This window comes from Uruburuella suis (assembly GCF_022870845.1).
GTDB lineage: Bacteria > Pseudomonadota > Gammaproteobacteria > Burkholderiales > Neisseriaceae > Neisseria > Neisseria suis.
In genome coordinates, this window is record NZ_CP091507.1 from 185,770 (window position 1) to 206,019 (window position 20,250).

10 protein-coding genes and 3 pseudogenes are annotated in these 20,250 nt (G+C 52.8%); 10 read left to right on the forward strand and 3 right to left on the reverse strand.

What is annotated here, in order from left to right; all coding sequences use genetic code 11:
• Nucleotides 1–32 precede the first annotated feature (32 nt).
• Together LVJ78_RS00850 and LVJ78_RS00855 are read right to left on the reverse strand one after the other, a co-directional pair.
• Nucleotides 33–1,376, reverse strand: coding sequence for a M16 family metallopeptidase (locus LVJ78_RS00850; RefSeq protein ID WP_132953869.1), 1,344 nt, complete (start codon nucleotides 1,374–1,376; stop codon nucleotides 33–35).
• An 84-nt stretch (nucleotides 1,377–1,460) separates the two neighbouring features.
• On the reverse strand, nucleotides 1,461–2,762 hold the full coding sequence (locus LVJ78_RS00855; RefSeq protein WP_132953868.1) for a M16 family metallopeptidase: 1,302 nt from the start codon (nucleotides 2,760–2,762) through the stop codon (nucleotides 1,461–1,463).
• Between the two features lie 167 nt (nucleotides 2,763–2,929).
• On the opposite strand from LVJ78_RS00855, the gene ftsY reads away from it, so the two are divergent.
• Nucleotides 2,930–4,570, forward strand: a complete 1,641-nt coding sequence (gene ftsY / locus LVJ78_RS00860; protein ID WP_132953867.1) for a signal recognition particle-docking protein FtsY — start codon at nucleotides 2,930–2,932, stop codon at nucleotides 4,568–4,570.
• A 155-nt stretch (nucleotides 4,571–4,725) separates the two neighbouring features.
• Here the strand turns inward: ftsY and LVJ78_RS00865 are convergent, their stop codons facing one another.
• A complete protein-coding gene (locus LVJ78_RS00865; protein WP_132953866.1) occupies nucleotides 4,726–5,670 on the reverse strand; it encodes a LysR family transcriptional regulator in 945 nt (314 codons plus the stop codon).
• Between the two features lie 267 nt (nucleotides 5,671–5,937).
• Between LVJ78_RS00865 and LVJ78_RS00870 the strand changes: the two genes are divergently transcribed.
• The 9 genes and pseudogenes from LVJ78_RS00870 (at nucleotide 5,938) to LVJ78_RS00915 (ending at nucleotide 20,106) form a co-directional block, all read left to right on the forward strand.
• A complete protein-coding gene (locus LVJ78_RS00870; protein ID WP_243650344.1) occupies nucleotides 5,938–7,716 on the forward strand; it encodes a BCCT family transporter in 1,779 nt (592 codons plus the stop codon).
• A gap of 142 nt (nucleotides 7,717–7,858) precedes the next feature.
• The gene (locus LVJ78_RS00875; RefSeq protein ID WP_132953865.1) at nucleotides 7,859–9,613 is read left to right on the forward strand and encodes a ShlB/FhaC/HecB family hemolysin secretion/activation protein; all 1,755 of its coding nucleotides are present in this window, start codon (nucleotides 7,859–7,861) and stop codon (nucleotides 9,611–9,613) included.
• Between the two features lie 92 nt (nucleotides 9,614–9,705).
• Nucleotides 9,706–10,542, forward strand: a pseudogene (locus LVJ78_RS12510) (filamentous hemagglutinin N-terminal domain-containing protein); the annotation flags it as partial.
• A 201-nt stretch (nucleotides 10,543–10,743) separates the two neighbouring features.
• Nucleotides 10,744–15,696 carry a DUF637 domain-containing protein gene (locus LVJ78_RS00890; RefSeq protein ID WP_244802586.1) on the forward strand — a complete coding sequence of 1,651 codons (4,953 nt, stop codon included), beginning with the start codon at nucleotides 10,744–10,746 and terminating at the stop codon, nucleotides 15,694–15,696.
• The gene (locus LVJ78_RS00895) at nucleotides 15,684–16,127 is read left to right on the forward strand and encodes a hypothetical protein (RefSeq protein WP_132953863.1); all 444 of its coding nucleotides are present in this window, start codon (nucleotides 15,684–15,686) and stop codon (nucleotides 16,125–16,127) included. Before LVJ78_RS00890 ends, LVJ78_RS00895 begins: the two co-directional genes overlap by 13 nt.
• A 186-nt stretch (nucleotides 16,128–16,313) precedes the next feature.
• A pseudogene (locus LVJ78_RS00900) lies at nucleotides 16,314–17,069 on the forward strand (DUF637 domain-containing protein); the annotation flags it as partial.
• 470 nt (nucleotides 17,070–17,539) lie between these two features.
• Nucleotides 17,540–17,938: a hypothetical protein gene (locus LVJ78_RS00905; protein WP_132953861.1), complete on the forward strand. Its 399-nt coding sequence runs from the start codon at nucleotides 17,540–17,542 to the stop codon at nucleotides 17,936–17,938.
• Nucleotides 17,939–18,401: 463 nt separating this feature from the next.
• A pseudogene (locus tag LVJ78_RS00910) lies at nucleotides 18,402–19,085 on the forward strand (DUF637 domain-containing protein); the annotation flags it as partial.
• A 733-nt stretch (nucleotides 19,086–19,818) separates the two neighbouring features.
• Nucleotides 19,819–20,106, forward strand: a complete 288-nt coding sequence (locus LVJ78_RS00915; RefSeq protein WP_132953859.1) for a hypothetical protein — start codon at nucleotides 19,819–19,821, stop codon at nucleotides 20,104–20,106.
• The last annotated feature ends 144 nt before the right edge of the window (nucleotides 20,107–20,250 follow it).

A 20,250-nucleotide genomic window follows, 5' to 3' on the forward strand; every position in this document is an offset into this window, starting at 1 on the left:
CTTGTAACGCAAATACCCATTCTCAAAGAAACTTATTTTTTAGACTGGGCAGCGGTATTTTTCGGCGCATCCGCGCCCACCACCACGATATTCATGTTTTGCGGCTGCACGCGCCGCTGCCAAGCGGCTTTGATTTGGGCGCTGCTTATGGCGGCCACGGCTTTGGGATAGGCTTCGAGATAATCGTCGGGCAGGTTGTAAAAGCCGATCAGGCTCAGGTATTGCAGCAATTTGGCGTTGGTGTCGAAGCGCAGGGGAAAGGCGCCGACCAAATTGCTTTTGGCTTGCTGCAATTCGGCTTCGGTGGGGCCTTCGGCCACAAAGTCGGCCAGCACTTTTTGCGCGGCGGCCAATGCCGGGGCGGCGTTGGTTTTTTGAGTGCTGAAGGCAATGCTGAAGGCGCCGGCTTCGGTGGCGGGCGCGAGGTTGCTGTAGGCGCCGTAGGTGTAGCCGTATTGATCGCGCAGGGTTTTCATCAGGCGGCCGTCGAAGCCGCCGCTGCCGAGAATGTAGTTGCCCACCACCAGCGCATAATAATCGGGGTCGTCACGGCGGATAAGCGGCATGCTCATCACGATTTGCGCCTGCTCGGCGGCAAAAGGAATATCACGCCGTTGGGCGTTGCGCTCGGGCACAGGCGGCACGGCGGCGCTGCGGCTGCTTTTTGCCGGCAGGCCGGCGAGCACGGTTTGAACCAAGGCTTCGGTTTGGCGACGGTCGATGTCGCCCACCACCGCCACGATGGCATTGTTTTTACCGTAGCGACTGCGGTGGAAGGCGCGTATGTCGGCCAGCGTTACCGCGCGCAGGCTCTGCTCGCTCGTGCGGGCGCTGCTGCCGTAGGGGTGGTCGGGGTAATCTAAAAGCGTGGCGGCGCGGTCGGCCACAAAAGCGGGGTCTGTTTCGTTTTGCTGCAAGGCGGTAACGCTTTGGTTTTGGCGGCGGCGGAACACTTCGGCATCAAAACGCGGCTCGGTGAGCGACTGATTCACCAATTTCAGCGCGGGTTGCAACACCTCGGCGCGGCTCAGGCTGCGCAGGCGGATGCTGGCGCCCTCGTCGCTGCTGCTGCTGCCGATGTCGGCGGCCAAATCGTTGGCGCGCGCGTTAAACGCTTCTTCATCCAGCGTGCGCGTGCCATCGGTGAGTATGGCGGCGGTGAAGTCGGCCACTTCACCTTTGCCCGGCGGGTTAAAGGCCGCGCCCGCGCCTTTAAAGCTGATTTGCACATCGACAATCGGGTTGTCGTGGCGTGCCACCAGTAGCACTTGCGTGCCCTCGGCGGTGTGCCAGCGCTGGATATCGACGGCGTGGGCGCTGAACGGCAGAGCGGCGCAGGCCAGCACCAAAAGGCTGCGGGAAAGAGAAAGATGCATGGCAGAAATGCTTTCAAGATTAATTTTTAACATATTGATTTTTAAATGGCTTGAGGCCGTCTGAACGTTTTCAGACGGCCTGCTTTATTCGGGCTGCACCACCACCACGGTTTGGCGCTCGGGTGTGAGCAGGCGCGCGGCGGCCTGCACTTGCGCGGCATCTACGCTTTGCAGGCGGCGGCGCAATTCGGCCTCATCGCGATAGCTGAAGCCGCGCGTTTGCAGCTGCCCCATCAGCGAGGCTTGCGCGCTCATCGAATCGCGGGCGTAGATTTCCGAAGCGGCCATGCGCGTGTGTACGCGGGCAAGCTCTTCATTGCTGATGCCGTGGCGGGCAATATCGGCAATTTCCGCTTCCAGCAGCTTTTGCAATTGAGCCACATCGGTGCGGTCGGCAGGCATGGCCACCAGCGTAAACAAAGCCGGGCCGCGGCTGAACATATCATAGCTTGCGCCCACATCCAGCGCCGCTTCTTTGCCGCGCACCAAATTTTTATCGAGGCGGCTGGCGCTGTTGCCGCTCAGAATATCGGCCAACACATCAAGCGCATAAGGCAGCGTGTCGTCGAGCTTTTCCAAAGTAGGCACGCGATAGCCGAGCGCGAGCAGGGGCTGGTGGGTCACGGCGCGGGTTTCGGCGCGTGCCGGTGCGCGCACTTGCGGCTCGGCCAGATTTTGGCGCTCAGGCAACGCGCGCGCTTGAATCGGGCCGAATAATTGCTGCACCGTGCGCAGCGTTTGCGCCGCATCCACATCGCCCACAATCACGAGCACGGCATTGTTGGGCGCATACCAGCGCCGATACCAGCGGCGCAAATCCGCCGCTTTGAGTGCGTGCAAATCGGCCATATAGCCGATAATCGGCGCTCTGTTGGCATCGGTTTGAAAGCTGCTCAGATAAAGCTGCTCCCATAATTTGCCGCCGGGGCTGTCTTCCGTGCGCTGGCGGCGCTCTTCGCGGATTACGCTCATTTCGTTGGCAAAATCTTGATTGCTGAAATTGAGGTTGGCCATGCGGTCGGCCTCCATTTTCAACACTTCGGGCAAATTGGCCGCGGCCACGGTTTCGAAATACACGGTTTCGTGGCGGTTGGTGTAGGCATTGTTCTGCCCGCCCAAAGCCGACACGCGGCGGCTGAATTCGCCCGAAGGCACCGAGGGCGTGCCTTTAAACATCATGTGCTCGAGCGCGTGGCTCAAGCCCGTTTTGCCGGCCACCTCATCGGCGCTGCCCACCCGATACCAAAGCTGTGCCACCGCCACCGGCGCGCGCGCATCTTCTTTCACAATCACTTTCATGCCGTTGGGCAGGGTTTCAGCCAGCGTTTGCGCCCACGCGGGCAGCGCGGCGGCCAGGGAAAAAATCAATAAAATGCGGCTCCACATGGCCGAATCCTTTCACAATAAACGTGCACATGGTAGCTTTTATGCGCTTGATAAACAAGGCCGTCTGAAAACGCTTCATCATGATTCAAGCGGCCTTGCCCGGCCAAAATAAGCTACAATACCGCCAAACCTATTTTATCTTCTTCCGCCCAATCCGAAGGAAAACCATGTTCAGCTTTTTCAAACGCAAGAAAAAACCGGAAACGCCCGAAACCGCGCCCGAGCAAAACGCCCAGCCGGTTGAAACGGCCGAATCCGCACCTGCCATTACAGCGCCCGAGCACACGCACACCGAGCCCGGCCACATTCCCGTGACAGTGGCCGAATTCGAGCAGCCGCAGCCTTTGAGCGAGCACGCGCGCGAAACCGTGGCCGCCGATGCCGCCACGCATCCGTTGAGCCGCTTTGCCCACGACATCGCCCACTCCGAATCCCATCCGGCCGAAACCTTGGCGCCGGATGCGACCGAAGCCGCCCCCGAAACGACCGAGAGGCCGTCTGAAACCGAAGCCACGCCGGCCATTGCCCCGTATGTGGACATACACACCGAGCCCGGCCATATTTCCGTGGCCGTGGCCGAATTCGAGCAGCCGCAGCCTTTGAGCGAACATGCCCGCGAAGCCGTGGCCGAAGATGCCGCCGGCCACCCTGTGAGCCAATTGGTGGCCGATGTGGTGGGGGGCAGCGACAAGCTGCCCGAGCAGTTCGACCCCGAAGCGCCGGTGGGCAGAATTCATGTGCCGCAGCCCGCGCCCGAAGCCGCGCCTGCCGAATTGAGCGGCCATGCCGCAGCCGATGCGCTCAAACAGGCCGACAGCATCGCCACCGTGGCCGCCGCCGTGCCGGTTGCCGCCGCAGCGGCCGCAGCCGAGCAAGCCGCTGCCGAAGAGCCGGCCAAACCCGGCTGGGCGGCGCGCCTCAAACAAGGCCTCACCAAATCGCGCGACCAAATGGCCAAATCGCTGGCCGGCGTGTTTGGCGGCGGCCAAATCGACGAAGATTTGTATGAAGAGCTCGAAACCGTGCTGATCACCAGCGATATGGGCATCGAAGCCACCGATTATCTGATGAAAGACGTGCGCAAACGCGTGAGCCTCAAAGGCCTTAAAGACGGCAACGAATTGCGCGGCGCGCTCAAAGATGCCATTTACGAGCTCATCAAGCCCTTGGAGCAGCCGCTGGAGATTCCCGCACGCAAGGAGCCGTTTGTGATTATGCTCGCCGGCATCAACGGCGCGGGCAAAACCACCTCTATCGGCAAATTGGCCAAATATTTCCAAAGCCAAGGCAAGTCGGTGCTGCTGGCCGCGGGCGACACCTTCCGCGCCGCTGCGCGCGAGCAATTGCAGGAATGGGGTGCGCGCAACAACGTGACCGTGATTTCGCAAGCCTCGGGCGATTCGGCCGCCGTGTGCTTCGATGCGGTGGAAGCGGCCAAAGCGCGCGGCATCGATATTGTGCTGGCCGACACCGCCGGCCGCCTGCCCACGCAGCTTCACCTGATGGAAGAAATCAAAAAAGTGAAGCGCGTGCTGCAAAAATCACTGCCCGACGCGCCGCATGAAATCATTGTGGTGCTCGATGCCAATATCGGCCAAAACGCCGTCAACCAAGTGGTGGCCTTCGATGACGCACTCGGCCTCACCGGCCTGATTGTCACCAAGCTCGACGGCACCGCCAAAGGCGGCGTACTCGCCGCGCTCGCTTCCAGCCGCCCGATTCCCGTGCGCTATATCGGCGTGGGCGAAAAAATCGACGACTTGCGCCCGTTTGACGCACGCGCGTTTGTGGATGCGTTGTTGGATTGATGGGCGGCTTATGTGGCTGCAAAAGCGTAATCGTGTGAACGATTACGCTTTTTTAAAACATCGTAATCAGGAAATGGTATAACTTATAGCAGCATGTTGCAAAAAGCTCAGGCCGTCTGAACGTTTTCAGACGGCCTGTTGGTTATTTATCCGACTCAGGCTTTTTTATCCGGCTGCATATTCAGCACGCTCAAGCCCGGCAAATCGGCAAAGCCGCGCTCGCGCACGATTTGGCAGAAGTTGTCGAGATAGCTTTTGCCGGCATCTTCGGCGCGCATGGCGGCGTAGAGCTCGCTTTGCAGGCCGTTTGAGGTGATGGGGCGGGAAATCACATAATCTTTTTCGAGATAAGGCATCACCGTCCAATAAGGCAGTGCGGCAATGCCGCGGCGGCTGGCCACAAGCTGGATGATGGCGATGGTGAGCTCGCTGTGGCGGCGCGGCGGGTTGATGCCCGCCGGCAGCAGCACTTTGCGCAGCAAATCGAGCATATCGTCGGGCACGGGATAGGTAATCAGGGTTTCATCGGTAAAATCTTCGGCCTGCCACACGGCTTTGCCGGCCAAGGGGTGGTCTTTGGCGCAAATGCCCACCATTTCATAAGCAAACAGCGGCTGATAAATGATACCGGTTTGCGGCACGGCTTCAGACACAATGGCCAAATCGGCGCGGTGGCTGAGCAACAAGCCCACCGGGTCGGCCTGAAAGCCCGACACGATATCGAGCTCCACTTGCGGCCACAGCGGGCGGAACACGCCCATGGCCGGCATCAGCCAATCGAAGCAGGTGTGGCATTCCACGGCCAGCCGCAATTCGCCCGCTTCGCCCTCGATAATCTGCGCCATGTCGCGCTCGGCGGCCACCACTTGCGGCATCAGGTCGCGCGCCAGTTGCAGCAGGCGCTCGCCGGCGGGGGTGAAACGCAGCGGGCTGGATTTGCGCTCGAAAAGCGGCGTTTCGTAATAATTTTCGAGCGCGCGGATTTGGTGCGACAAAGCCGATTGGGTGAGAAACACGCGCTTGGCGGCCTGCGACACGGTGCCGGTTTCTTCCAGCGCCAGCAGGGTTTTGAGGTGGCGCAATTCGATGATGGATTCCATGAATGATTTGTGTGTGATTATGAATTTCGTTCATTATAGCGATTTGCGTGGGGCGCGCCTAGGCTTTCAGACGGCCTCTTTGGAAATCTGTTTATAAATCAATGTATTGTTAATATGTTATAATGAGCCGTTTTCATTTATTTGATATGTGATTCATTATTCTCTATTTTTTGTTTTGCATTTGAAAACCGACATGACACTCACGAATAACCAACTAAGGAGCCAACATTGTCTGTTCATCAGCCCCAAAATCCCAAAAAGACCGCTTTGCAATACAAGCCGGCCACTCGAGCCGCTTCTTACCGCCATTTGGGCATGTTTGATGCGGATAAAAATTTCCAGCCGCGCGCCTCGGCCACGCCCGACACGCGCATCGACAAATTCACTTTTTTCGGCGTGTTGCTGATTTTGCTCGGCGTTACCCTGCCGCTGGTGCTTTTTCCCGAGCAGGGCGCCGATTGGGTGGCGCACACCAAGGCTTTTGTGACCAACACTTTCGGCGGCGCTTATCTGGCTTTCGGCGTGTTGGCGGTGGTGTTTGTGGTGTATATCGCGGCTTCCGATATCGGCAACATCAAGCTGGGCAAGCCGGCCGACGAGGTGGAATTCAAAACCGGCTCGTGGGCGGCGATGATGTTTTGCGGCGGCATCGGCGCGAGCATTCTTTATTGGGGCGTGTTGGAATGGGCTTATTATTATCAGGGGCCGCCTTTCGGCATTGCGGCAGGCTCGCCCGATGCGGTGCGCTGGGCCTCCACTTACGGCCTGTTTCACTGGGGGCCGGTGGCCTGGGCGATTTATTTGGTGCCGGCGGTGTCGATTGCCTATTTCGCCCATGTGCGCAATTCGCCCGTGCTCAAAGTGAGCCAAAGCCTGATGCCGCTTTTCGGTGAAAAATTCACCCGCAGCAATTGGGGCAAGCTTGTGGATGTGTTTTTCGTGTTCGGCATGATAGGCGGCGGCGCCACCACGCTGGGCTTGGCTTCGCCGATGATCACCGAGGGCTTATATGAATTATTGGGCACGCCCAACAGCCTTTCCATGCAGCTGGGCGTGTTGCTGCTCACCACCATGATTTTTGCCTACAGCGCCTATCAAGGCTTGAAAAACGGCATTCAATTTTTATCCAACATCAATTTTTATCTGGCCATGGCTTTTTTGATTTTCGTGCTGCTGGCCGGCCCCACCGTGTTTATTCTCAACACCGGCCTCGAGAGCATCGGCCGCTCCGTGACCGAAATGGTGCGCATGATGACTTGGACGGAAGCCTTCGGCCAATTCGAGCAACACGGCTTCAAGCGCACGCATTTCCCGCAAGACTGGACCGTGTTTTACTGGGCGTGGTGGCTCGTGTTTGCGCCCACCATCGGCTTATTTATCGCCAAAATCTCCAAAGGCCGCACCATCCGCCAAATGGCCGTGGGTGCCATCTTTTTCGGCTCGCTCGGCTGTGCCGCGTTTTTCATTGTGCTGGGCAACTACGGCCTTTATCTGCAACTCAGCGGCGCGCTTGATGTGGTGAATATCTTAAACACACAAAGCCCCACCGCCACCATATTCGCCATACTGGGCACCCTGCCGATGGCCAAGCTCGTGATTGCCGTGTTTACCTTGCTTGCTGTGATTTTTACCGCCACCACTTTCGACAGCATCTCCTATATTCTCGCCTCGGTGGTGCAGCACGAAGTGGACGACGAGCCGCACCGCTGGAACCGCCTATTCTGGGCATTCACCCTTTGCCTGATGCCCGCCGCGCTGATGTTTATCGGCGGCCTCTCCACCCTTCAGACGGCCTCGATTTTCGCCGGCGCGCCACTCTTGCTGATTATGAGCCTGATTATGCTCTCCACCATCAAAGCCGCGAAATACGATTTGCACTATCAGCCCGATTATTCGCTCAAAACCATCCACATCGAAGCCCTGCCCGAAAGCGCTCCGTGGGAGCAGGGCGAAACCTCAGAAGCGCCCGAAGGCTCGGTGCTGGCGCAGCAGGCGCAATATGAAGAGCAGCGCCAGCAGGAAGAAGAAAACAGCCGCGAGCCATAAGCGGGGATAAGCATGCAAAGAGGCCGTCTGAAAGCTTTCAGACGGCCTCTTTGCATGTGCAGCCAATCAAAATATTTGTCATGTATTTTCATATTAATGTAAAATTCATATTTACATATTCATACAAATATTGCAAATATCAATGCACTTAATAACAAATGTAATCAAATACGCTGCTGTTTTTACGTTTCTTGTCTATCCTCATGCCGCATCGGCCAACGACGCCGACACCGAATTCAACCGCAACCAGCAGCGCCAGCAGCAGCTCGACAATCGCTTGATTCCTGATGTTGACGTGCGCTTGGGCGGCGATTTGCCGGCTCGCGCCCCGTTCAAATTAGGCGCACCCGAAAGCCCGTGTATGGCGGTGCAGGAAATTACCCTCAATGATGCGCCCGACGAATTCGCCTTTATTGTGCCCACGCTGGTGAAGCAATCCGGCTTCATCCCAGGCATGTGTTTGGGCAGCAAGCGCCTGCAACATTTGCAAACGCTGGCGCAAAACATCGCCATTGCCAAGGGCTTTCTCACCAGCCAAGTGTATATCGCGCCGCAAGATTTGGCTTCAGGCCGTCTGAAACTCAGCGTAGAGCCGGGTCGGCTCGGCAGCATACGCTACGAAGAAAATCAGGGCGATGCCGCCAGCGTTGGCCGCATTTCCGCCTTTGCCAATAAATTTCCCAACCAAAGCGGCGATATTCTGAATCTGCGCGATTTAGAGCAGGGCTTGGAAAACCTGCGCCGCCTGCCCAGCGTGGCCGCCGATATCCGCATTGAGCCGGGTGAAATGGAAGGGCAGAGCGATATTGTGGTGAGCTGGCAGCAGCCGCGGCCGCTGCGTTTCAACATCAATGCAAACGATGCCGGCAGCAAAACCACCGGCAAATATCAGGGTAGCCTGGCGCTTTCGCTTGATAATCCTTTGGGCTTGAGCGATTTGTTTTACGCCAGCTACAGCCATGATTTAGGCCATAAAGCGTCCTACACCGATGCCGAAGGCATCACCACCGGCAGCGGCACCCGCGGCTACAGCCTGCATTATTCCGTGCCGGTCGGCCATTGGCTTTTTGCATGGAACCACAACGGCTACCGCTATCACGAAGCTGTGGAAGGCATCCACACCAACCTCGATTACAACGGCAAAAGCCATCACAGCAACATCAGCGCGAGCAGGGTAGTGTTTCGCAATGCGCGCCACAAAACCACGCTTGGCGCCAAGCTGTGGCAGCAGCAAAGCCAAAAATACTACGATAACAATGAAATCGAAGTGCAGCGCCGCCGCACCGCCGGCTGGGCGGCCGATATCGACCATCGGGCGCAGCTCGGCTGGGGCAGCCTTTACGGCAGCTTGGCCTACAAGCGCGGCACCGGCATGCGCGGCAGCCTTAAAGCGCCGGAAGAGTTCAACGAAGAAAACGACATCATTCCCGGCACTTCGCGCATGAAAATCATCCATGCCACGCTGGGTGCGGCTGTGCCGTTTCAAATCGGCCGCCATTATTTTTCTTACGATGGCGAAATATTCGCCCAATGGAACAAATCACCCTTGGTGTCGCAAGACCATTTGGCCATCGGCAGCCGCTACACCGTGCGCGGCTTTGATGGCGAGCGCAATCTCAGTGGCGAGCGCGGCTGGTATGGGCAAAATAACCTCAATTGGCATTATCTGCCCGAGCATCAAGCCTATCTCGGCCTTGATTACGGCCGCGTGTCCGGCTTGAGCACTCGCGGCTTGCCCGCGCAAAAATTGGCCGGCGCCGTGATCGGCCTCAAAGGCGCGCAAGCCTTGGGCGGCCTGCTGAGCTACGACGTGTTTATCGGCAAGCCCTTAAGCAAACCCGCCCATTTTCAAACCGAGCGCACTACTTACGGCTTTAACCTCAACTACAGCTTTTAAACCAAGGCCGTCTGAAAATATTTAATCCAAGGGAAATATAAATGAACAAGCACCTGCATAAAATCATTTTCAACAAAAAGCGCGGCTGCATGATGGCCGTGGCCGAGCATGCCGCCCGCGAAGGCAAATCCACGCAAGACAGCTCCGCGCGCGCCGGCTTCACCCTGCAAGCCGGCATGCCCATGCTGGCCGCTTGCGGCGTGTTGCTCGGCGGCATCGGCTTTGCCCAAGCGCAAATCATTGCCGACAAATCCGCCCCCGCCAATCAGCAGGCCGCCGTGTTGAAACACAGCAGCGGCGCACCGTTGGTAAACATCCAAACCCCCACCGCCAAAGGCCTCAGCCACAACCGCTACACCCAATTCGATGTCGACAACAAAGGCGCCGTGCTCAACAACAGCCGCACAGCCAACCCGAATTTGGCCAAAGGCAGTGCCAAAGTGATTCTCAACGAAATCCGCAGCACCAGCCCCAGCAAGCTTGCCGGCATCATCAGCGTGGAAGGCAGCAAGGCAGACGTGATTATCGCCAACCCGGCCGGCATTCAGGTAAACGGCGGCGGCTTTAAAAACGCCAACCGCGCCGTGCTCACCACCGGCGCACCGGTGATTAAAGAGGGCGCGCTGCACCAGCTCGACATCCGCCAAGGCACGGTTGCCATCGGCGCGGGCGGCCTCAACGATGCAGGCAGCACCGGCGCGGGCTACACCGAAATCCTCAGCCGCGCCGCCACCGTGCAAGGCAAAATCCAAGCCAATCAGCTCACCATCGCCACCGGCGCGCAAAAAATCGATTATGCAAGCGGCGAAATCAGCAGCGGCAGCGCCGCCGGCACCAAGCCTGCGCTTGCCATCGACACCGCCGCCTTAGGCAGCATGTATGCAGGCAGCATCACCCTGATTGCCAACGAAAAAGGCTTGGGCGTGAAAAACGCCGGCACCTTGCAGGCCGAGCGCCAATTGGTGCTCACCTCGGCCGGCAAAATTGAAAACAGCGGCCAAATCCGCACCACATCCGCCGCAACCGAAGCCGCGCCCACTTATTTGAGCCTCACCACCACCGACCAAGCGGCCAACAGCGGCAACGGCGATATTGATTCCACCGCCGGCAAAATCGAGAGCAAAGGCCTGATGGTGGTCGATGCCGGTCGCGATTTGGTGCTCAGCAACACCGCGCTCAATCAAAGCAACGTTCAGACGGCCTCCGCCATCATTCTCGATGCCGGCCGCCATATCCAAATCAACAAAAAAGCCGCGCTCACCAACAGCGGCAGCGGCGCCATCAGCGCAGCCGCCGGCGGCAACATTACGATAAACGACGCCAAGCTTGGCAGCAGCGGCCAAATCTACACCGCCGCCCAAGGCAGCAACCACCTGCAAAACAACAGCACCCTCAGCGCCAAGCAAGACATCAGCATCTTGGCCAACGGCAATGTGCAACTCAATGCCGGCCATCTGGCCAGCAGCGCAGGCAGCATCCACCTTGAAGCCGCCAAGCCTGCCTCACTTGCCGCCAACCCGGCGCCCGCCAATGCTAATATCAGCGGCGGCAGCCTCAGCGCCGCCAAAAACATCGTGGCGCTGGCCGATAACGACATCAGCGCCACCACCACCATCAAAGCCGCCGAAGCCGTTTACCTGCATGCCGGTAAAAACCTTAATCTCACCGTGGGCGCAGAGCTGCCCGCCGCCACGCAAAACGTGAGCCTGAAAGCCGGCGAAAAAGCCTTAATCGGTGCCGCTTCGCCGAAAAATCTGAATGCAGCCAAAGATTTGAGCATTGCCGCCGGCAGCATCACCGTGGAAAGATTGAATCTTAAAGCCGGCAGCGGCAACCTCAGCCTAAGCGCCCAAAGCGGCGACCTCGGCCTTGCCCCCAACACCCAATTAAATGCCGGCCAAAATATCGAAGCCGCCGCCTTGCAAGGCAATATTGTTTCAGACGGCCTAAACGCCACCGCCGCCAACGGCCACCTCAGCATCATGGCCAACGGCCGCGTTGACTTGCTGAGCATCGGCACCGCCGCCGCCAAACTCAGCGGCAAAACCGGCGTGGCGCTCGGCTCGGTGGGCAAAGGCCGTCTGAAAACCGACAACACCGACATCACTGCTGCCGAAGGCGATATCCGCTTGGTGTCCGGCGCAGACATGATTATCGGCAACGGTAAGCAGCAAAACACCTTGCTCGCCCGCCATATCCAAGCCCAAAGCAGCAACGGCGCCCTCAGCATCAATCAGGCTAAAATCAGCGCCACCCGCGGCGCAATCCAGCTCGAAGCCAAACAAGATTTAACGCTTAACCAAGTGGCCGCCACCTCATCGCAAAACACCACCATCGCCGCCGATGCCGGCAAAGTGCATTTGAATCAGGTAAATGCCAGCGCCGGGCAGCATATGGCCATCAGCAGCCGCAACAACCAAATTCTGCAAAACGACAAACAAAGCACCGCCAACACCCTCAAAGCCAACGGCGTGCTCTCTATTCACAGTGACTGGCTGCACCACGCCAACAACAGCCATATGCAGGGCGGCGCCGTGCACCTGAAATCCAACGGCAGCAACCTCAACCTCGGCAGCGGCAACAGCAGCCTGAAAGCCCTGAGCAACCCGGTGCTGAAAAACGATGCCAAGCTGAAAAGCCTTGATGGCAGCATCAATATCGAAGCCAAAAGCGATGTGTATATCCAGCCCGGCTATACCGTTGCCGCCGATGGCAACTTCCACCTCAAAGCCGGCAACAAGCTCACCCTTGCCGGCAAAAGCGGCAACAAAGGCAACCCCAGCGGCACCACTTCCACGCTCAGCGCCAAAGGCGACATCAAGCTGATCGCTGGCGAAGCCGATATTCAGGCGGCCAAGATTGCGGCAGGGAAAGATTTGACCGTGGGCACGACTAAAGGGCAGTTGAATATCACAGCATTAAAAAATGAATTTAGTGATTACATATCCATTAAGAAAGTGCAAGAATTAAATCAACAAATAGAGCCTTTAGCTAAAGAATTGGAAAGACTAACCAATAATCCTAAATACGCTGGAGAGAAAATGGCGTATGAAGCAGCTATTAGCTCGTATAAAATGAAGATGGAAATGCCAAAAATGTATCGTGATGATGCATTTGAGAATTTATTGTTGGATATGGCAAAGAAAAGATTTGCTAAGCACGATGCACCTGTTAAGCCTATTCGTGAGTATAAAGAATATCTGGATTTGATGTTGGAGCTATCTTCTCAAAAAGGCAATGGTCATGAATATTTAGGTAGTGAGCTGAATGGAAGAAATATTAATCTGCTTTCAGCGCAAGGTATCAATATGGAGGCTGCTACGCTTACTGCTGCCCAACAAGTTGATTTGCAAGCAGCAGGGTTATTACCTTCTTCATCGGCAGCGGCGATAAAAGGGGAACGGCAAGCGTCAATTATGATTAATGGTTTATCTGAATTCTATGAATATGGTAAAGAAAATGGCAATGACTATAAATATGCGATGTTCAATAAGCCAAGTAAAATTTCTGCAGTCGGTAATGTAAATATTATTGCGCCCAATGACAGTGCCAACAGCCATTTGATAATAAATGCTTCAGAAATTAATTCTGAACGAGGTAAGATTAAATTGCAATCTTATGGGGATATTCTCTTGAGATACAATCAAGAAGGGTTCTATTCTTACCATCATGGTGAATATACAACCAGCTCTTTCTGGAGTAAAAAACATCATAGTCATACCAATATCCGAGAGGAAATCAGACCTTCAATTGTCAAAATGAAAGGAGATAAAGGCATAGAACTTAAAGCTGGACAAAATATTGCCGCATATGCAACAGAGTTTGATGCTCCTAGAGGTAGTATCAATATTGCAGCAGGCAAAGCTTTATCCTTATTTGCGGTTGATAAAGTATTTCGTGAACAAAATAGCAGCAATTCTAGCAGGAAATTTTTGAGCTTTATCAAGGTGGGAAGCTCTTCTAATAAATCAACAGCCTATGTTAATGAGATGCTTCCTGCTACTTTACAAGCTGAAAAAGCTGATACTCAATCAGGCTGGGATACCTTATTACAGGGCACTATTTTTAAAACTTCACTCGAAGGTGCCACTATCCAAGCCGGCGTAGGCGAAAATGCCCGTAAAGATGCCAAAATCATCCTGCAAGGCATCAAAACCACGGTGCAAAAAGAAGAAAGCAGCGAATCCAACGCCGTGGTGTGGCAAAGCATGGCCGGCAGCGGCAGCATGGTGGAAACCCTCGCCCTGCCCAAATTCGAAGGCCCCACCCCGCCCAAGCTCAGCGCGCCCGGCGGCTATATTGTCGATATCCCCAAAGGCCAGCTCAAAACCGAAATCGAAAAGCTCGCCCGCCAGCCCGAATATGCCTATTTGAAGCAATTGCAGCTTTCCAAAGATGTCGACTGGAATCAGGTTAAGCTGGCTTACGACAAATGGGATTATAAGCAAGAAGGCCTCACCGGCGCAGGCGCAGCCATTATCGTGATTATCGTTACCGTGCTGACCTACGGTGCCGGCACCGGCGCAGCAGCCGGAGCGGCAGGCGGTGGCGCAGCAGCAGGAAGCGGTGCGGCAGGTGCAGCCGCGGCCACAACAGCCACCACGGCTACCACTACCGCAGCAGCCATGCAAGCAGCAGCTTTGAACAGCCTCTACAGCCAAGCGGCCATTGCCGTGATCAACAACAAAGGCAATGTGGGCAAAGCCCTGAAAGATCTCGGCCGCAGCGACACCGTCAAACAAGTGCTAACAGCCGCCGCCACCGCAGGCGTGTTGAGCGAACTGAGCGGCATTGCCACCGCAGCGGGCAACCAAGCCAGCAGCGCCACCGGCTATGATTGGACAGGCACCTTCACCACCAACCTGATTAACACAAGCAGCGCCGCAGCCACCTACACCGCCATTAATGGCGGCAGCCTGAGCGACAGCTTGGAAAAATCAATATTAGCCGCACTGGTTCAAACCGGTCATGGTGCAGCTGCAAGCAAAATCAAAGGCATCACGGCAGGCGACAATGTACAGTTTTATCAGCAAGTCGCCCATAAAGTGGCACATGCCGTGGCCGGCTGCGCCGCAGCGGCGGCAAATAGGGGCAAATGCCAAGATGGCGCCATTGGCGCGGCAGTAGGTGAGATTGTGGCAGAAGTTTACGGTAAGCCTGCCAATGCAACGGAAGAGGCCAAATTGCTCACGCTTTTCAAGGTGGCCGCCGCTTCCGCAGCTACGCTTGCAGGCGGAGATGCCAATACCGCTGCCAATATTGCAGAAACGGCGGTGAGGAATAATTATTTACTTCGCAAAGATTGGGATGATTATGATAAAAAACTGAATAGTTGTGGTACGGATAAGAAGTGTGTAGATAATGCAAAAAAAGAGCTAGTTGAATTAAGCCGTAAAAGAAACAATGAATTATTAAATGTATGCCGTGCTGATCCAGATAGTAATTCATGTAAAACTAAATTGAAAGATGCCAACCTTTCCACTGAAATTACGAATCAAATGATTGATAAGTATAAAGAGAATAAAAAATTCTCTGGAGATTTAAAGAATAGCAGTATATCTATTAAGGATTTTTATGTGCCAGATGCAACAACATTGAAATATCTTGATACTGCATGGAAACAAGTACCTATAGGGCAATATGTTGCAATTAATTTGAATAGCCCAGAGATTTTAGGATTGGGGTATGGAAGTAGAGTAATTGTAAATACTCGAACAGGAGAAGTATTCATTTCTGTTGCCGGTTCATCAAATTTTAAAAATATTTCAGATGTATCTATAAAAAGTTTTAAATCAGGAGGGTTTAATATTGTTATGGGAAGCATTCTAAATACCTCGGATTTGGAAAAAATTAATATTGATAAAACAATTACGGCAGCATTGCAAGGGACTTCTAATGGAGGACAAATTTGTATTTATTTAATATGTGGCGGAGGAGCAAAAACAATAGGTGGAGACACGGTAAAATACTCAGCAGAACTAGGTTTAGGCACGCCTAGCATTTCATTAGGGGTTGAAAAAGTAGCAAGAATAGGGCAAGTGGAATATCAAAATGGGAAATGGAATTGGAAATGGGAAAAATAATTAAATATCAAAATATAATCAAACATCTAATTGGAATTGCATTGTTTCTGTTAACGGCAATATTGATGATGTGGCTTTCATCACCCAATGGGCCGATTTACAACAGTAAAACAAAAGGACTAGATGCACAAAAATTGAAAATTCAATCAGAAATTATGCAATTTTCTGATCAGTATCAAATAATATTGAAGGGAGAAGGTTTTAGGGCTGGTATAGCTGGGATGGCTTTTGAAATCAAAGGTAAAAATAATGAGCCAATTGAAATGCAGGATATTCGGGCAAGAGTGGTAGATCTTGGCTTTAGTGATAAATATTTATGTCGGGGAACAGAAGGAATCGGCTTGGATAGTGATTATTACACAGATGAGGGGATGTATCAGAAAGTGTTTCTTCAATGGCGAAATCCTGCAGAAAAATGCAAAAAACATTGAACAAGAGTAGCCTGTGCATAGGATATATGCCATAGACACGTACGCGTCTTAACCAGCTTGTGCTTCTAGCTTTCGATGATAAAAAAACTTAAGGCCGTCTGAAAAATTAATCTTTCAGACGGCCTTGTTGTTAAATGAAAAAACGTGTGCGTGCCTATGCATCTGCACTTACCAAGCGGCACGGTCGTCACCGGCACTTCCGCGGCCATGGCAAACGCCGCCTTCCTGTCGCTGGCCACCCAAGCCTCTATCAGCTTGGTCAACAACAAAGGCAACCTTGGCAAAACCTTTAAAGAGCTGGGCAGAAGCAGCACCGTTAAAAACCTCGCCACCGCCGTGCTCACCGCCGGCGTGGCCGACAAAATCGGCGCCACCTCCGCACTCAACAACGTCAGCAACACCGAATGGGTAAACAACCTCAGCGTCAACCTTGCCACCGCCGGCAGCAGCGCCGTGATCAGCACCGCCATCAATGGCGGCAGCCTGCAAGATAGCCTGGAAAGCGCCATATTGTCCGCGCTGGTTCAGACGGCGCATGGTGCAGCGGCGAGCAAGATAAAAGATTTGGATAATCACTATATCGCCCATAAAGTTGCCCATGCCGTGGCAGGTTGTGCCGCAGCGGCGGCAAATAAGGGCAAATGCCAAGATGGCGCGATTGGCGCGGCAGTGGGTGAGATTGTGGGAGAGAAATTGCTGGGCGGTAGAGACCTTAGCAAACTGCCTGCAGCAGAGCGTGCTGCAGAAGAGGCGAAGATAATTGCTTACTCGCGCTTGGTCGCGGGTACGGCTGCAGGGTTGACCGGCGGCGATGTGAATGTGGCGGCGGATGCGGCCAAGGTGGCGGTGGAGAATAATACTTTAAGAGAAGAGTTGATTTTAGAAGTGCATCGGCATGATGAATTTATGAATTCACTCAGTCCGTCAGAACGGCAACAATGGCAAAAAGCTTTCCAAGATGCAGATTTGGAAACCTTGGATATTGCGGCATTTGCAGCAACTTTATACCCGATTACGGGAGGAAGTGTTCGAGGAATTAAGTGGACAGCGGATGCGGCAAAAACTTTTCAGGCATGGAATGCTACACGATTAATCACCGTAAATTTTGTGAAAAACCCCAAAACAGTATGGGGGAAATCTGCGGTGGATATTGCCAAACAGTTTGAACGGGCAGGGTATTCGACAACTATCAGGTCTAGCAATAGACAGGGAAGTCTAGCTAAGATTGTTGAAATAAAAGGGCACCCCTCCATTCAACAGATCCAAATTCACCCAGGAGGAGGCCGGCACGCCGGGGCATATTATAAGTTGTCAACCACAAATAAAGGGGTCGTGAAAGTTGTGGATAAGGGAACTTATATTCCTACTGTTGGGGAAAAAGCACAAATTATTTATAAATAGGAAAGAATGAAATGAATGAGCGCGACTTATTTTATTACAATAAAATTAAATGGATTTTAATGGCAATGGCTCAGTCCTCTGAGGAACAATTAAGCCTATTTCCTCCTGATTCTCTAGTTGGTGATGAACTTTTTTCTGAATATGAAGCTGCTGTTTTAGTTGATTTAGATCCTGTTATTCAATATGGATTTCTATCGCTTCAGCAAACTGATGCATTAAAAGAACTGCACGCATATATAGTGAGCAAATGTGGTGTGGAGTTTGAACATATTTGGTTAGATAATGAACAATTAGATGGGGAAGAATGGCAGATTATTCGTAAGCTTTCGAAAAAAGCTATTGAAATTTTCGGGTGGGTGCTTGAGAAACCGAAACCGTTATATAGTATGGTTATTGATGTAAATGAATAATTTGCGTAAGTGTAGCAAGCGTAGCCTGTGTGTAGAATATACGTCATAGCAAGCGTAGCCTGCATGTAGGGTATGTGCCCTAGGCACGCGCGCGTCTTCTCCGGCTTGTTTTTCTGGATTTTGATGGTAAAAAAGCTCAAGGCCGTCTGAACCTTGAACTGCACCCCAAAAGTTGGACACCCACCATCCAACCCAAAAGGTGCAGTTTTCTTATGAACAAATATACCGTAGACTTCAAACACCAAGCCGTTATGCATTACTACCGCATTCGAAGCCAGCAAGCGTAGCCTGTGTGTAGGGTGTATGCCATAGGCACGCACGCGTCTTAACCTGCTTGTTCTTCTAACTTTCGATGATAAAAAAACTTAAGGCCGTCTGAAACATTAACCTTTCAGACGGCCTTACTGTTAAATGAAAAAACGTGTGCGTGCCTATGCATTTGCACTTACCAAGCGGCACGGTCGTCACCGGCACTTCCGCGGCCATGGCAAACGCCGCCTTTCTGTCGCTGGCCACCCAAGCCTCTATCAGCTTGGTCAACAACAAAGGCAACCTTGGCAAAACCTTTAAAGAGCTGGGCAGCAGCAGCACCGTTAAAAACCTCGCCACCGCCGTGATCACCGCCGGCGTGGCCGACAAAATCGGCGCCACCTCCGCACTCAACAGCACCAGCAACACCGAATGGGTAAACAACCTCAGCGTCAACCTTGCCAACGCCGGCAGCAGCGCCGTGATCGGCACCGCCATCAATATCAATGGTGGCAGCCTGCAAGACAGCCTGGAAAGCGCCATATTGTCCGCGCTGGTTCAGACGGCGCATGGCGCAGCGGCGAGCAAGATAAAAGATTTGGATAATCACTATATCGCCCATAAAGTTGCCCATGCCGTGGCAGGTTGTGCCGCAGCGGCGGCAAATAAGGGCAAATGCCAAGATGGCGCGATTGGCGCGGCAGTGGGTGAGATTATGGGAGAGAAATTGCTGGGCGGTAGAGACCTTAGCAAACTGCCTGCAGCAGAGCGTGCTGCAGAAGAGGCGAAGATAATTGCTTACTCGCGCTTGGTCGCGGGTACGGCTGCGGGTTTGGCTGGTGGCGATGTAAATGTGGCGGCGGATGCGGCGAAAACTGCTGTACAAAATAATCTTTTGGCATTTAATCCGAAGAGTGACCCGAAAGCCAAAAGACGATTTGCGGATAAAGTAGAAAGTGAATTAGGCGGAAAATTTGAATTGAAAGGTACAGGAAAATTCAACAGCTTGGGCTATGAGATTATGGTGCTTGTGCCGGTGGGCAATGCAACCACGGCGAGTTTAAATGCCAAACAGTTGTCATTCTATAATATGCTGAATAATGTTATTCAGGATAAAACGGGAACAGCCCAGATTACTCTAGTTTATAATGATAAATTAACGGCCGGTGGCTCTTGGATAACAGGGCGATTTGATGTTGCTGATATGGAAAAATTAGATGCCAACAAGATTATATTATCTGGTAATGCGCTTATTGCCCATGAATTCAATGAGCAATTGTCGAAAAATAAATTAGGGTTAGCTCCTTTCCAAGGAAAGGAAGATCACTATTATGCTGAATCACATAATGATGCAATAGCTAAAGAAGTTGGCATGATAAAAGATATTATAATAATTGCTGATAGCGCTGAAATTAATGGTAAGAAATATTCAAGAATATATTTTGATGAAAATAAAAAGCAAATATTTGGAGTGAATGTTGGTGATGTTCAGAGTACACCAACGGGGCTTATCCATATTTTTGATCCCAAACAAATATTGATTCCAGCTGGTAAGGATGGAAATTATATAATTAATATTAATAATAATAGTTATACGTTTAAACCATAAAGATAATTTCAAGGAATTTTCAATGAAAAATTTGATTTTTTTATATTGTATTTTTTTGACTGCCTGTGCTTCTCGAATAAGCACTGAACAGATTGCATTAGCAGAGCAGGCTGCCTTAAGGGATGCCGTTACTCGAGATCCTCATTTTAGTAACTCCAATTTAAATAATTTCCCTGGTGATGGATGGTTCAGTCCCTATTCAGGAAAAATTATTTTACCTTCGGATCAAAATTGTATTCTTGAAGAAAAAACGGACACTAGATTCAGTAATGATCAGAATAGAAAAATGTTTAGAGTAAATTGTTTTTAACAAGCATAGCCTGTGCGTAGGGTGCAAGCCATAGCAGACGTAGCCTGTATGCCATAGGCACGCACGCGTCTTAACCTGCTTGTTCTTCTAACTTTCGATGATAAAAAACTCAAGGCCGTCTGAAAAATTAATCTTTCAGACGGC

Excerpts from the sequence above, each read along its gene's own strand:
- LVJ78_RS00850 (WP_132953869.1), bottom strand. The coding sequence starts at position 1,376 with ATGCATCTTTCTCTTTCCCGCAGCCTTTTGGTGCTGGCCTGCGCCGCT.
- LVJ78_RS00855 (WP_132953868.1), bottom strand. The coding sequence starts at position 2,762 with ATGTGGAGCCGCATTTTATTGATTTTTTCCCTGGCCGCCGCGCTGCCC.
- ftsY (WP_132953867.1), top strand. The coding sequence starts at position 2,930 with ATGTTCAGCTTTTTCAAACGCAAGAAAAAACCGGAAACGCCCGAAACC.
- LVJ78_RS00865 (WP_132953866.1), bottom strand. The coding sequence starts at position 5,670 with ATGGAATCCATCATCGAATTGCGCCACCTCAAAACCCTGCTGGCGCTG.
- LVJ78_RS00875 (WP_132953865.1), top strand. The coding sequence starts at position 7,859 with ATGCACTTAATAACAAATGTAATCAAATACGCTGCTGTTTTTACGTTT.
- LVJ78_RS00890 (WP_244802586.1), top strand. The coding sequence starts at position 10,744 with ATGGTGGTCGATGCCGGTCGCGATTTGGTGCTCAGCAACACCGCGCTC.
- LVJ78_RS00895 (WP_132953863.1), top strand. The coding sequence starts at position 15,684 with ATGGGAAAAATAATTAAATATCAAAATATAATCAAACATCTAATTGGA.
- LVJ78_RS00905 (WP_132953861.1), top strand. The coding sequence starts at position 17,540 with ATGAATGAGCGCGACTTATTTTATTACAATAAAATTAAATGGATTTTA.
- LVJ78_RS00915 (WP_132953859.1), top strand. The coding sequence starts at position 19,819 with ATGAAAAATTTGATTTTTTTATATTGTATTTTTTTGACTGCCTGTGCT.